Annotated in this window: 11 protein-coding genes and 2 pseudogenes; 4 read left to right on the forward strand and 9 right to left on the reverse strand. The window is 48.3% G+C overall.

From position 1 onward, the window contains the following. Window positions 1–30: 30 nt before the first annotated feature. Window positions 31–1,653, reverse strand: coding sequence for an ABC-F family ATP-binding cassette domain-containing protein (locus FKW31_RS04890; protein WP_089179166.1), 1,623 nt, complete (start codon window positions 1,651–1,653; stop codon window positions 31–33). Window positions 1,654–2,348: 695 nt separating this feature from the next. Here FKW31_RS04890 and FKW31_RS04905 point away from each other — a divergent pair. Then, window positions 2,349–4,862: a TonB-dependent siderophore receptor gene (locus FKW31_RS04905; protein ID WP_089179167.1), complete on the forward strand. Its 2,514-nt coding sequence runs from the start codon at window positions 2,349–2,351 to the stop codon at window positions 4,860–4,862. Window positions 4,863–4,962: 100 nt separating this feature from the next. Here FKW31_RS04905 and FKW31_RS04910 read toward each other — a convergent pair whose 3' ends face one another. Then, the gene (locus FKW31_RS04910; protein ID WP_150177966.1) at window positions 4,963–6,033 is read right to left on the reverse strand and encodes an NAD(P)-dependent alcohol dehydrogenase; all 1,071 of its coding nucleotides are present in this window, start codon (window positions 6,031–6,033) and stop codon (window positions 4,963–4,965) included. Between the two features lie 306 nt (window positions 6,034–6,339). On the opposite strand from FKW31_RS04910, the gene FKW31_RS04915 reads away from it, so the two are divergent. After that, entirely contained in the window at window positions 6,340–6,804 is a 465-nt protein-coding gene (locus FKW31_RS04915) for a nuclear transport factor 2 family protein (RefSeq protein ID WP_150177967.1), read from the forward strand. 379 nt (window positions 6,805–7,183) lie between these two features. After that, window positions 7,184–7,528, forward strand: a complete 345-nt coding sequence (locus FKW31_RS16340) for an alpha/beta fold hydrolase (RefSeq protein ID WP_238331206.1) — start codon at window positions 7,184–7,186, stop codon at window positions 7,526–7,528. Between the two features lie 64 nt (window positions 7,529–7,592). On the opposite strand, the gene FKW31_RS04925 is transcribed toward FKW31_RS16340, so the two are convergent. The 3 genes and pseudogenes from FKW31_RS04925 to FKW31_RS16655 all read right to left on the reverse strand — a co-directional run. Continuing rightward, the gene (locus FKW31_RS04925) at window positions 7,593–8,948 is read right to left on the reverse strand and encodes an MFS transporter (protein WP_150177968.1); all 1,356 of its coding nucleotides are present in this window, start codon (window positions 8,946–8,948) and stop codon (window positions 7,593–7,595) included. A gap of 284 nt (window positions 8,949–9,232) precedes the next feature. Beyond that, the gene (locus tag FKW31_RS04930) at window positions 9,233–9,625 is read right to left on the reverse strand and encodes a hypothetical protein (RefSeq protein ID WP_150177969.1); all 393 of its coding nucleotides are present in this window, start codon (window positions 9,623–9,625) and stop codon (window positions 9,233–9,235) included. Window positions 9,626–9,743: 118 nt separating this feature from the next. After that, window positions 9,744–9,903 (reverse strand): annotated as a pseudogene (locus FKW31_RS16655) (3-oxoacyl-ACP reductase); the annotation flags it as partial. Window positions 9,904–10,339: 436 nt separating this feature from the next. Here FKW31_RS16655 and FKW31_RS04940 point away from each other — a divergent pair. Continuing rightward, window positions 10,340–11,413 carry an alkene reductase gene (locus FKW31_RS04940; RefSeq protein ID WP_150177970.1) on the forward strand — a complete coding sequence of 358 codons (1,074 nt, stop codon included), beginning with the start codon at window positions 10,340–10,342 and terminating at the stop codon, window positions 11,411–11,413. A gap of 17 nt (window positions 11,414–11,430) precedes the next feature. Here FKW31_RS04940 and FKW31_RS04945 read toward each other — a convergent pair whose 3' ends face one another. The 4 genes and pseudogenes from FKW31_RS04945 to FKW31_RS04960 all read right to left on the reverse strand — a co-directional run. Beyond that, window positions 11,431–12,432 carry a CRISPR-associated endonuclease Cas3'' gene (locus FKW31_RS04945; protein ID WP_150177971.1) on the reverse strand — a complete coding sequence of 334 codons (1,002 nt, stop codon included), beginning with the start codon at window positions 12,430–12,432 and terminating at the stop codon, window positions 11,431–11,433. Window positions 12,433–12,738: 306 nt separating this feature from the next. Beyond that, window positions 12,739–13,020 (reverse strand): hypothetical protein, encoded by a 282-nt coding sequence (locus FKW31_RS04950; protein ID WP_238332745.1) that lies wholly within the window; start codon window positions 13,018–13,020, stop codon window positions 12,739–12,741. 26 nt (window positions 13,021–13,046) lie between these two features. Beyond that, window positions 13,047–13,448 (reverse strand): hypothetical protein, encoded by a 402-nt coding sequence (locus FKW31_RS04955; RefSeq protein ID WP_193562044.1) that lies wholly within the window; start codon window positions 13,446–13,448, stop codon window positions 13,047–13,049. Then, window positions 13,445–14,407 (reverse strand): annotated as a pseudogene (locus FKW31_RS04960) (Rieske 2Fe-2S domain-containing protein); the annotation flags it as partial. The gene FKW31_RS04955 and the pseudogene FKW31_RS04960, both read right to left, overlap by 4 nt. Window positions 14,408–14,490: the final 83 nt, after the last annotated feature.

Genomic DNA, 14,490 nt, shown 5'->3' on the forward strand with positions numbered 1-14,490 from the left:
ATAAAATCCAAATTCAGTTTGAATAATGCATTACTCATGCAGTCCTGGAGCTTCACGTCCGGTTCGCGCAACGTATTCCGTATATCCACCATCGTAACGGAGAAGCCCTTCTGGTGTAAGTTCCAGAACACGGTTGGAAAGAGCAGCTAGAAAGTGACGATCATGGGAAACAAAGAGCATTGTGCCCTCATAATCAGCCAAAGCTGTAATCAACATTTCCTTGGTTGCGATATCAAGGTGGTTTGTTGGTTCATCAAGCACCAAAAAGTTCGGCGGATCGTACAGCATCAATGCCAAAACCAAACGTGCCTTTTCCCCTCCGGAAAGAACGCGGCATAATTTATCAATATCATCGCCAGAAAAGCCAAAACTTCCCGCTAATGACCGCAATGATCCTTGAGATGCAAGCGGGAAAGCATCATTGAGAGTTTCAAAAATAGTACGGTCACCATCCAATAGGTCCATGGCATGCTGCGCAAAATATCCCATCTTGACGCTACCACCAAGGGTAACCGTGCCAGCATCTGGTTCTGTGCTTCCGGTAACAAGCTTCAACAAAGTTGATTTCCCTGCCCCGTTGATACCCAGCACGCAACAACGCTCTTGCCGACGGATCAACAGATCAAGGTTTTTGTAAATCACTCGGCTGCCATATGCTTTATCCACACCACGCAAGTTAACAACAACATCACCAGAACGTGGAGCAGGAGGAAAAGTGAAGGAAAGCGTTTGGCGGCGTTTTGGTGGCTCAATACGGTCAATCTTATCTAATTTCTTAACGCGGCTCTGCACTTGTGCAGCATGAGAAGCCCGTGCCTTGAAACGTTCGATAAATGCCACTTCCTTGGCCAGCATAGCCTGTTGGCGCTCAAACTGAGCCTGCTGCTGCTTTTCATTTAAGGCACGCTGCTGTTCGTAAAACTCGTAATCACCTGAAAAACTGGTGAGCACACCGCCATCAATTTCAATTACTTTATTGATAACGCGGTTCATGAAAGCACGGTCATGCGAGGTCATCAGCAAAGCGCCATCATAACCAGCCAGAAATTGTTCCAGCCAGATCAGGCTTTCCAAATCAAGATGGTTGCTTGGTTCATCCAACAGCATGACGTCTGGTTTCATTAACAGAATACGCGCAAGTGCCACACGCATTTTCCACCCGCCAGAAAGACGGCCTACGTCACCGTCCATCATTTCCTGGCTAAAGCCTAATCCATGCAGAACTTCGCGCGCGCGGCCATCTAACGCATAGCCGCCTAACTCCTCAAACCGCCCTTGCACTTCGCCAAACCGTTCGAGAATGGCATCCAGTTCATCCAAACGTTCTGGATCTGCTAGCGCGGCCTCCAGCTCGGCCAGTTCAGCTCCAACCTCGGCAACCGGGCCAGCACCATCCATAACCTCTGCCACAGCGCTGCGGCCGGCCATCTCCCCCACATCCTGATTGAAAAAACCGATTGTGATGCCCCGATCAATCAAGACATTCCCTTCATCGGGCTCTTCCTCTTTTGTAATAAGACGGAATAGTGTTGTCTTACCGGCACCATTTGGCCCGACTAACCCGATTTTCTCACCTTTTTGGAGCGAAGCAGAGGCATCGACAAAAATGACACGATGGCCATTGTACTTGCTGATAGTGTCAAGACGGATCATTGGGCCTCAGATAACTAAATGGAATAAGCAAAACCGGAGGCCTCTTATTGCGTAACCCTTGCTGAGCGTAAATAGGGAAGCTCAAATTTACATATGGAGGGGCGTAACTGCGCGTAATCTGGCCCAATTACCAAGAATATCAACAGAACAATGAATATATATTTTCTTAAATTGTTTTTGTTATTTTATTAACTATAAAATCACTGACATATTGTGCCGCAGCGCTAAGTTGCGTTTCCTGCAAATAGATCATTCCTGCTTCCAACTGCATCTCAGGTAAAAATCGTAACTTTGTTTTGGGATCAATAATATCGCGCCAAGCTCTCTTAGCATCGTTACGGAAAGTAGGGTAAATGCATCTGCAAGATTTACAAAAACAAAATCATAATGGTTGGTCTCCAAGCCAGACAAAAATTATTGGCACGATGCAAGATTTTTAAGTTCAGAATCAATTCTTCTACCCGCAATAATAAAGCGTTCACAAATAGGATCTACAATCAGACCGCCTTTATTTCTAATGAAACAGTTTATACGTACCAAAGTGTGTTCTCTCAAATGTTGCAAATCCGCCACAAATTTAAAGTTCCTCCATATAATACAAAAAATATGTTGAAAACATTAATCTACTTATATGATCGTGTATATGAATTCTATGCGTTTTTTAGGAGCTTATTGTGCGTTCATCCCGTTCGATCATGGCTCGTCCAGCTAACATCACACGCCCTCTCTTTTTGGGAACAACCTCCATATTCTGCTTATTGGCTGAACCGGTACATGCCCAGAATGAAAGCAGCTCCTTACCTAAACAGCATCAAACCACAGGGAAAAAAGCCCCTTCGACCTCCCGCGCCCGGCAATTAACAGTATCCGATCCGCATCCTGTTGCTGCACAACCCGCAACTGGCGGTACTGAAGCTGTTATTGTGACTGGCACCCGTGAAATTGGCAAAAAGGCACGAGATAGTATTTCGCCTGTAGATATCATTACGGCACGCCAGCTTTCAGAAACAGGCATGCCCTCCCTCCGTGAAGCACTCACCCAACTTGCCCCTTCTTTAACCATGCCAACCAGTGGTTACGATGCAGGAGCCCTTACATCGGCCTTCAGTCTGCGCGGGCTAAGCCCGAATGAAACTCTTGTGCTTGTGGATGGTAAGCGTCGGCACACCACAGCCAATATTTATGCAGACCCCGGCCCTCAACAGGGAAGTACGCCTGTTGATGTAGACATGATTCCACTTGCTGCCATTGATCATGTTGAAATTCTGCGAGATGGCGCATCAGCCCAGTACGGGTCAGATGCTGTGGCTGGTGTGGTGAACATCATTCTTAAAAAGCAGGATCATGGCTTTCATGCCCAATCCCTTACGGGCATCACGGCCTCAAAGGATGGGTTTGAGCAAGGCATTTACATGGATGGTGGCGCAAAGCTGACAGATCGCGGGTATATCCATGTCAGCGGTGATTATGTGCATGAAGATCACACATATCGCAGTGCGCCAGACCTGCGCACGAACACAAAAATCAACAAACTTCTAGGCCAGCCTGAACAAACGCGCGAGACTGTAGCTGTAAAAGCCGGATATCATATACTGGATAATCTGGAAGCTTATGCGGTAGCCACCTATGCGCACCGCCATGCTGAATCCTTCCAGAATTATCGGACAGCCAGCTCTTTGGATAATTACCCGGCTTACGCCGCCATTTATCCAAATGGTTATTCCCCTGTCATGACAATGGATGAAAATGATTGGGAAGTAACGGCAGGCCTACGTGGCGAAATTGATAACTGGCACTGGGATCTGTCATCCGTTTACGGGCGTGATTATGACCGGATCGGAATTGCCAATTCAGCCAATCTTGCCCTTTCAACAGATACAGGCCGCACACCTACAAATTTTAATGCTCAGGGCTACAATAATGAGCAATGGAGCAACACGTTTGATCTCAGCAAGGCCTTCCATATTCCCGGCTGGCCGTATGCTATCAACGTAGCTGGGGGTGCATCCTATCGCTATGAAAGCTACAGCATTGGCACAGGATCTCCAGATTCCACCTATAGTAGCGGGTCTGATGCATTGCAGGGCACAGTAGCTGCCAATGCAGGCAATTATAGCCGCGATGTTATTGGTGGTTATATTGATATTGCCACTCATCTTGCCAAGAACGTGCAACTCGATCTGGCGGGCCGTTACGAACATTATACAGATGTAGGCGATACGGAAACAGGCAAGGCAGCGCTGCGTTATGATCCTCTGCCATGGCTTGGCCTCCGTGCGACAATATCAAACGGGTTTCATGCCCCCACATTGGCGCAAGAATATTACAGTGCTGTTGCTGTTTCTCCCACAGCGGCTCGCGGCATTATTGCAGCAAACTCACCTGGTGCGCGTGCAAATGGCGCCAGTGCGCTTAAACCAGAACGCTCCACCAATGTTTCTGGCGGTATTGTGCTTGAGCCCGTCAAACGGCTGCATATCACGGCAGATGTTTACCAGATAAACCTACGCGATCAGATTCTGCCGGGCGGTAACGTATATGGTACGGATGCTCTTTCTGCCTTGCAAATGAACGGATTTACACTTCCGGCTGATGCCGCCACGTGGGGCAGTTCTCTTTCCACTCACTGGTTTGCAAACGTGGCCAGCACGCGCACGCAAGGGCTGGATATTACCGCCACGTATCCAACGGAATTAAGCCCTACAATAGGCCGTATTGACTGGGATGTGGGTATCAACCTGAACCGCACGCGCCTGACACACCAAAGCAACGCAGCAGATGGCACGCCTCTGCTTACGGCCCAAAGTATTGCCTACATCACAACAGCTTACCCACGTAGCAAAATGATCTGGGGTGGCCGCTTTACCAGCAGTGATGGCAAATGGACTGTAGGCGTGCATGAAATACGCTGGGGGCAAACCACTTCAGAACTTACTGACTATACAGGGCCAACCAATAGCGCCAGCGTAAGCGCTTATTCCTTTACGCAATTCCATAACACGCCCAAATTTGTAACTAATCTGGACATTACCTACCGGGTTATGCCGCAACTGTCCTTTACGCTTGGGGCAAACAACCTGTTCAATGCCCTTCCCTCACGCGTGCCAGACAGTAACCGCTACCTCGGTGTGCCTCAGTATTACATGAGCACATCACAACTTGGTATTAATGGTGGTTTTTACTACTTAAAAGCGGATGTGAGATTTTAGAAATATCGTATCCATCCCGCATCTACGGGGCCATCATGATCTGGCCCCGTAGAAAAATAGCTGCAAAACTATGCTGCACGAAAGCTGTAATGCCCTCGTGTTAGGCTGCAGCACTGTTCGGCATAGAAGCCATATCTATAACAAAGCGGTATTTTACATCAGAACGCAAAACTCGCCCATAGGCCTCGTTAATCTGATCTGCGCGCACAACTTCGATATCACTTGTAATATTGTGTTTGCCGCAAAAATCCAACATTTCCTGTGTTTCCTGAATGCCACCGATTGCTGAACCCGCAAGGCTTCTCCGCTTAGCCACAAGGCTGAATGCGCCTATAGACATCGGCTTTTCTGGCAGACCAACAAGAACCATGTGTCCGTCCTGCTTAAGCAACGCAAGATAGGCATTAATATCGTGCTCGGCAGAAACAGCATCCAAAATAAAATCAAACTGGTTGGCTTCTGCTGCCATGGCCTCTGCATCCCGCGAAATAACTACGTGATGAGCCCCCAAGCGTTTGCCATCTTCCACCTTATTTGCAGAGGTGGTGAAAAGCGTTACTTCCGCCCCCAGTGCCACAGCAAACTTTACTGCCATATGGCCAAGCCCACCTAACCCAACAATGCCAACCTTATGGCCAACCCCCACTTTCCAATGCGCCAGCGGAGACCATGTGGTAATGCCCGCACAAAGCAAAGGCGCTGCGGCAGCCGGATCCAAATTTTCTGGTACGCGCAGCACAAAACGTTCATCCACCACAATTGCGCGTGAATATCCACCAAACGTATAGGCATCCGTTTTGGGAAAATCCGGGTCTGGGCTATTGTAAGTCCACGTTGGTCCGGCATCGCAGTATTGCTCTAACCCGGCTTCACAAGAAGCACATGTCTGGCAGGAATTAACCATACACCCCACACCCACCAACTCACCCAGCTTAAAGCGCGTAACATCCACACCCACGGCAGCAACTCGCCCGATGATTTCATGCCCGGGCACACATGGATAAGACGCAGGGCCCCATTCGCTCCGAACAGTGTGAATATCAGAATGGCAGATACCACAATGGGTGATATCAATCTGCACATCGAGAGGGCCGCAATCACGACGCTGGAAGGTAAAAGGAGCCAGCGGAGTAGTCGCGCTGGAGGCAGCGTAGCCGACGCAAGTAAACATAAAACACCCCTATTAAAACTGAAAACAGGTTTCAGATAACCAGCCAAAACTAACAGAAATTTCCTGCCTGATGTAAGCACATCAACTTGACCTCTGCATTGTCATTTTGGACAGGCATATAACATCGGCGCTTCCTGTGTTGTATGCGCAGCAAAAATTGCTCCCGTAAAATGAAATACATATAAATAATAAATTCTTTTTCAAAACATCCATGTTCAGACTATAATTCTTACTCACTAGATAACCTGTGAATTCAAACACTGTGCTGTAGCAACGTTAAATGCTGCATCAGATCAGGAGTCCACTATGTCACGACCGCCCTTTCCACCTTTTGATATCGAGAGCGCAACACGCAAAGTCCGCCTTGCCGAAGATGCTTGGAACTCCCAAAACCCTGAACAAGTGGCACAGGCCTATACTGTAGATAGTCAATGGCGCAACCGAACGGAATTTATTCATGGCCGTAATGAAATAGTAGATTTTCTAAAGCGCAAATGGAAAACAGAGCATGAGTATCGTCTCATCAAGGAACTCTGGGGTTTTCGCAACAACCGCATGGCTGTTCGCTTTGCGTATGAATGGCATGATGACGCGGGACAGTGGTTTCGATCTTACGGCAATGAGGTATGGGAGTTTAACCCCGATGGCCTGATGCTCCGCCGCTTTGCATCAATTAATGATTTACATATCGAAGCAGAAAACCGCTTGTTTCATTGGCCCCAAGGACGTCGGCCGGACGATCATCCTGAGCTTTCCGATCTTGGACTTTAGCAGCATAAAAAGAGAACGTTTTCCAAACTGCTATTTAATAAAGTCGAGTTTCTTCATAAAATTAGCTACTACCCCACAGGATACTTCTGTTTATGGTTCTGAATTACAGGGTTTTTCATACCCATGGCCTGTTTGAGAGTTTTCGTTTCAGTCCCAGCAACAAACATTACACATGGCTTACATGAATATCTAACCGGGGCATCCTAAGGAACAGGTGGTTGTGCTTCTGCATGGTAAAAACTTCTGTACAGCAACATGGGAAAACACAATTCATGTTCTTACTAATCGAGGATATCGGGTTATTGCTCCAAACCAGATTGGGTTTTGAAAGTCCAGTAAGCCACGAGCCTATCAGTTCAGTTTCGGGCAGCTTGCCTGCATGTACCGGAGGCCTGATGCCGATATTGTCGCATGGAATTCTGCTTTGCTGTACGACATGACCGCAACACAGCCGGTTATCTATGAGCTGCCACGCCTCAAATCCCCTACAACCTTGATGATCGGGGACAAGGATGTGACCGCAATAGGGAGTGATAGCGCGCCTTCTAACGTAAGTGCAAAGTTGAGGCATTACCCTGAACTTGGCGGGGCAGCGGCATCCGCCATTCCTAATGCAAAACTGGTTGAATTTCCCAATGAAGAGCATACACCCCAGCTACAGTATCCAGAGGTCTTTCATAAGGCGTTTCTAGGCACTCATCTAAATGCTCACAGTCTTCAATAACCGATCCTCACGGACAAAGCGTGGTTTATTATCTGGCTTTCATAACCTCTTCTGTTTTTTGGTGCTATTGCTTATCTCGGATAACACGGCGAGAAACGCTGAGAAGAGCACCGGTAAAGGCAAATCCTGTTGCCAGTTCTAGGCAATGAACAGCCCCAGAACTTCCATCTGACAAACCAAAAACCAGTGCCACCAAAGCTGAGCCCAGCGCCCAGCCCATCGTACGCGCAACAGCTAACATACCACTGGCCGCGCCACTGCGCGTTGTCGGGCCAGAAGTCATGACTGTAAGATTATTGGGTGTTTGATAAAAACCAAACCCAATGCCGCACAACCCCATTCGCCAAGCGACATCCCAAAATGGTGGGTGCGCAGGCATAATGCTCAACATGGTTAATCCAGCCGCCAGAATAGTCAGCCCAATACTGCTTAAAACAGATGCAGGGTGGCGGGCTGCCAACCGGCCAGCAAAAGGTGCGGCCACGGCAACAAGCAACGGCCAAGGCGTAACAAGCAAGCCAGTTGTAACCGCAGACTGATGCATAACTGTTTGAAACAGAAATGGCAGAGCAACATAGGCTAAAATTTGTGCTGCATAGGCACAAACAGATGTGAGGATTGAGAGCGAAAACAGGGGGATGGCTAGAAGATCAAGGGGGAGCATAGGGGCCTTCTGGCGGCGCTGCTGCATATACAGCATAACGGCGCACAAAAAGCCTGTTCCAATCTCAATACCCGCCCATCTGGGCTCTTTCTGCCCAAGCGCATCAACACCAAGAACACCGAGCCCCAGAGCACCAACATTTAGCAAAGCGCCCAGCCAATCAAATGTAAATGAACGGCGTGGGCTGTGTGGTGCCACCCGGAGGAAAAGTGGAACCGCTATAAGGCCGATTGGTAGATTGATCAGGAATAACCAAGGCCAAGTAGCAACAGATAAAACCGCAGCAGCCAATGTGGGGCCCGTAGCGGCTGAAATAGCAACTGCAAGTGCAATTGTTGCGAAGGCTTTATGCAAAAATTCTCGCGGGTAAACGCTTCTTACAAGTGCGCCGCTTAACGCTGCCATACAGGCACCACCAACGCCTTGTAAAACGCGTGAACCAACAAGAAGACCGATGGACCCGGAAAGCGCACAAGCCAGAGAAGCCGCAGTAAACAGCGCGAGACCAAAAGCGTATACTCTTTTAAGGCCAAGAGATTCAGCCAATGCCGCAGCAGGTAGCAAACTGACCGCAACAGCAAGTTGATATCCGTTAACAATCCAGACAGTCAGCGTTTCGCTACATGAAAGATCTCGTGCAATGGTAGGAAGGGCGATATTGGCAATGGCGCCATCTAGCCCTCCCAATACAATTCCGAGCACAGCGCAAAGCATCACCAAGCGGCGTTGCGTATCGGAAACCGGTTGGTTATTCATGGGATGAAAGCACTATGTTTGTGAGTGTTTGCACGTGATGTGGCTTAAATATTGAAGGGGCCATGAAAGCTACCGGTTTCCTGATCATGCATATGCTGCTGTGAGCCGTGAAAGAAAATACGAGCATTTTATCATATTCGACAATTCGTATTTACAGACAGCACATGTCACATTGCTTCTGTGGCTCATATTTTTAAAGAAAACAGCCAAAACTTGTATCATCTACGATACTGCGCAGCAGGCACGATTTTCCTTTGTGTGTCCCCAAAAATAAATTCACAATGCTACTGTCTTATTCCGCTACTGGAGCTAAAATTCGCAGTGGAAAAACTATGGTTCAGCACAATACCATTGTTGAATACGATAGTAAGTGTTTTGCTTTTGTTGTTTGTTCTTGCTCCAAGCATACCCAGACCAACAACATCCTGAGCTATTGAGAGACCATCTTCTCTCCCGACCGTAAAACTATAAACCCAGAACTCATAGCCGTTTTCGTAACCTTTCTGCCCCGGTTCACCATAAATTTGATGTACTTGGAATGAAGTTGTCATGCCATCATGAATATTCTGGTTAACTTCCGTAAGTGTTGTATGTTTTATGGAAGCATTACCTGTAGATGTGCAGGCACCCGTACTGGCAATAATAACCATGGCCACGGCGGTTCTGATGATCTTCATTCTGTAATCGGTCCTTTTAGATGTGTATTTTCTGTATACTCTATTGTGTTGTATCAATACAGATGGTCTATCTGGATGTTACCATTGGCTTGCTAAATGTGATTTTTTCACTAACTCATTTCCCCAGTTCCTTCGCCATGCAGAGTGAGATGACTTCGGTTGTGCCTTTCATGGCCGAGTAGAGGCCATGATCCGGTAGGTAGAAACGTGTGGCGGCTGGGGTGATGTTGAGAATACGGCCCCTTGAAATGAATATTGCACTGATTGTCGCGCTGTTCCTGAACTAGAAATGTTACAAAAATTGTGTGGTCTGAAATATCCAGTTACAGCATGTACAGTTTTGCTGTGTCGGTGCCTATCTGCTCGGTATCTGGCAGACAGAGTAACCCACATTTTTCAGATTGGGCAAAAAGTAGGAAGATAACCCTGCTCTCTCCAATTCTAGAACTTCCTGCTGGCAGCAGTTAACGTTGATAATTATAACAATAACAAAATTTTATTATTTATTTTTCATGTAAAAACGCTGTTATGAAGCAAGCGTTTCTCTCCAACTTCGGAAATATGAAAAAATTTAATACTTTAGAATTGTATTAAAATGGAACGAGCATCCATCTACAAGTTCAGACAGCATCGCTTCGAGACTAGCGCCATGTTGTAATCAACGAGAGATTTCCCCAACTCATAAGAACTGCGCTTTTTAGGAAGGATAATGTCATGCCCAGCCTGTTTGAACCGATTAAATTGGGAAGCATTTACGCTAAAAACAGAATTCTCATGGCACCGCTAACGCGCGGTAGAAGCACCCGCCAGCATGTTCCAACCCCCATTATGGCCGAGTATTATGCGCAACGTGCCACCGCTGGTCTGATCATCTCGGAAGCAACCGGAATCAGCCAAGAAGGTCTTGGATGGCCCTATGCGCCGGGCCTGTGGTCACAAGAGCAAGTGGAAGCATGGAAGCCCGTTACTGCGGCAGTGCATGCAAAGGGCGGAAAGATTGTGGCCCAACTCTGGCACATGGGCCGCATGGTGCATTCCAGTGTAACGGGCCAGCAACCTGTATCCTGCTCAGCAACAAAGGCACCTGAGCCACTTCATACATATAATGGCAAGCAGCCTCCCGAAGTTGCCCGGCCCCTTACCAAGGATGACATTGCCCGTATTCTGAATGATTACGAAAAAGCCGCCCGCAATGCACTGGAGGCTGGCTTTGACGGTGTACAAATTCACGCAGCCAACGGTTATCTGATTGATGAATTCCTGCGAGACGGCACCAACCATCGCTCTGACGAATATGGTGGCTCTCCTGAAAACCGTATTCGCTTTCTGCATGAAGTCACGAAACGAGTAATCGCTACGATTGGCGCGGACAAAACATCTGTCAGGCTTTCACCAAATGGCAATACACAAGGCTGCATCGACAGCCATCCCGAGCAGGTTTTCGTACCCGCCGCAAAGCTTCTGAACGATCTCGATATTGCATTTCTCGAACTGCGCGAGCCCGGCCCTCATGGCACATTTGGCAAGACCGATCAGCCGAAGCTGCATGCTCCGATCCGCAAAGTTTTTACAAAACCATTGGTTCTGAATCAGGATTACACACGGGACGAAGCGATTGAAACGGTCGCAACCGGTATTGCCGATGCCATTGCATTTGGCCGACCTTTTTTAGCTAATCCGGATCTGGTGCACCGTCTGGAAGATAACCTTCCCCTGAATAAGGATGATATCCAAACCTGGTACACGCAGGGGGCAGAAGGCTATACCGATTACCCACTTGCTCGGTAACCCCCATGCCTTTTCCACTAGAGTAAGGGTTTCACCAGTTCATCCCCGCGTGTGCGGGGAACATGCACGCCCCGCCCGGATGCCATCAGCCGATGCGCCGCCACCAACGCCGCTTCAGTTTTGCCGGAACCCGTCATATCCTCAATCACCACCAGAGTTGGTCCGGCAGGAAGAGACGTAACGTCCAGCAGCGCCTGAACTGGCGAAGGCGTCCTGATATGCGGAAACAAATGTGCAATGCCTTGGAATGGTGAAATGCTTGCGGGAGCAAGCCCCGCATGCACAATCGCACTTTGAGCACGAGGAAGGGCTTTGTTCCAAAAATAGCCTGAAAGATCATCAACATCATCCGGCCTGACATATGGAAACCATTCCTGCCGTGAACCAATCCAATCCGCCTGAACCGTCAACCCAGCTAACTGCCATTCCAACTGGAGTAGATGATCTAATGAATGATAAGGCTTGATAGGAGGAGGACGAAAAACATCAAATAACAGACTAACAAGTTTGTGAGCATATGGTGTCGATAGCTTAATATCAGAAGCACGAGTTTGATAATCGTTTACTGAGACTGGCTGTCCATGATGCCCTGCCACAGCACGCCATAACCGCCTTTTATCCGAAAGCAGCCAGCCTTCCCCTTCGGAATCAGTGCCAAATAGCGGCGCCAGTTCCTCTCGGCAAACGCGATCAAGAAATAATACGCCATCCACGTCATGACGTGATGCCACGACTTCATCAGGACACTCTCCCAATGCCAGCTCTGGCCAGCACTCCGGAACTTTTGCCTGAAAAGCTGGCGTTAATTTGCCAATATCATGCAAAGCGACCAGCATCCCCAACTGGCGATTGTCCAACCCTAACCGCTGACTACCGGGCAAAAGAATTGCTACTGCCGCCACATCCAGCATATGCGCGATAAGCGGATGTATTGAAGAGTCTTCCCCCAAGCCGACTGATGCCGGACGAGCCTTACCCCAGAAAAATTTTAGCCCCTTCCCTTCTTGTGTGTCCGGCATGTTTCATTCCTTTTTTCAACGATCAGCGATGCAGCTATTCTTGCTAAAAACATAGCAAAATTTACCACGGACCGGCACAAAACCGTTGCAAGTCCAGTTTGGTTGCTGCGCGCTAAGCGGATCTCCCGCTTTCGCCGTCATGTCGGTCTTAAGAAAATCGTTTCAGACGTCCAAAAAACCGACATTGTTTTATCAGTGATCGCCTAATTTCAGTTCTGACAATATTGCATAGTTTCTTAATTCGAAATTCAAGACAGCATTCAAATGACAAGTGTTCGCTTTATTCTATTCAGATCCTATTCCACTTCACCAATGATTTTTACCAGACATCAATTCCCGATGCATGCTTCGTCCTCGACTGGTGAGACGAGCAGCAGCACTGCCCCAACGTACGGAAAATCCGGCTGCGACATATCCCATCAATATCAATGATCCGCGAATGGCACCGCGATCCGCTATGGGGATGCCATACTCGCCGCTTATCGGTAGAGAGAGAATAAAACGGCACTGTTCTTTTGTGAGATCTTTTGCCGCCAGATAGGGCCTGCCTGCCCCATTCTGGGTGGGGAAATCTATGACATTACTCATGATCTGTCTCTTCAGGTTCACACTGTTCAAGAAATCATAAATTCAACTTGCACACGACAATACAGATCCATCGCAGCTTTCTGTGCACCAATCAGATTCTGAACCGCTATATAGGTTTGCACGTAACTTGCTTCCGGCACGTGCGCTGGCCTGTCAGTCAGCGCCATCGCCATTTCTATCGCTGTATCGAGAAGCGGCCTGAAATGTGCTTCCAGATAGTCACCACGCATCTGATGGTCTGTTGGTAGATTGGAAACAGTCATCTGGAAAAGATCATAGCCATTCTGCTGCAATTGTTCTTCTTCAGGTAAAGCTGCATCTGTCCCCAGCAAAGAAATGACACAGGTTCGATCAGGTGCCAGAAAAATGATCTTTTCCAGCAAAGGATGAAAAGCATGGGAAGGTGGCGCGATAAAAGGCAATCTCATGGGGCCGTCTTTTCTACACTCTCTGGCGCCTGACCACATCGCCTGAGCAGATCACGAAGTTGATTGATAACCGGGAAGACTTCCCGATTGTGATCTCCACCGAGGTCTTTCCATGCAGCCTGCTCCAGCTCGACAATCTCGCGATCTTCAAAGAAGACGCGCTCCGTGAATGCGACCAGTATTGGCCAGGCAATATCCAGTAAAAAAGGCACTTTCAGTCGTTTGATCGACAACAGACCGAAAACACGGTTGGTCAACTCCTCACGATCCTGCGGCACATAAGAGATCCATAACTCCATCACGGGTTCCTCAATCCCTTGCGTTTCAATACGCAGGATCTGGTAAGGATATTGTGTCCTGATGGTCATGACATCCCGGTAGGCAAAATCCCGACCATCACGGCGTCTCTGGCCGTAGATCAGCGCCTCGCTCAAAGGCTGTTTGCCGCCGGTTCGTGCAAAGGTGTAGCGGGCCTCCACAAAATCCTCTCCGTGATCCATTCCGAGGAACCGAGGCTTCATTTTCCCGACCAACCGACTGTGCAAAACCTGATGATTCATATCCATCAGATTTTCATGCATGAAACTGTAATGACAGTTCACCACCTGCCCGAAACGCCGCGTGCGATAGCGCCTGTCTCTCACCCTTGGAAAATCAGGAAGCGCGGTCGTCGCCGCAAGAGACTGGTCTCCCATGAAAACAAAAATGAGCCCATCTTTTTCGCGGCAGGCCCAACTTTTGAGACGTAGACATTGCGCTTCGGCTGAAACATTCGGCGAAACACATTGGCCGTCCCGGTTATATCTCAGACCATGAGCAACGCAGCTTATCAGATCGCCATGGACGTTTCCTTTGCCAAGCAGAACCTGCCGATGGGCGCACAGGCCATCCAGAGCATAAGGAATGCCGCTTTTGGGGCGTACGACGACGATATGCTGCCCTGCAAACCGGACATCGACGCGGAAATCTCACAGAAGGGTTGTACATCGGGTTAGATTATGAAAAAGTCTGTTTTGCACAAAAGAAATTTTCGTAAGCTATA

Origin of the sequence: Acetobacter sp. DmW_136 (genome assembly GCF_008690365.1) — a bacterium.
GTDB classification, from domain to species: Bacteria; Pseudomonadota; Alphaproteobacteria; order Acetobacterales; family Acetobacteraceae; genus Acetobacter; species Acetobacter oryzifermentans.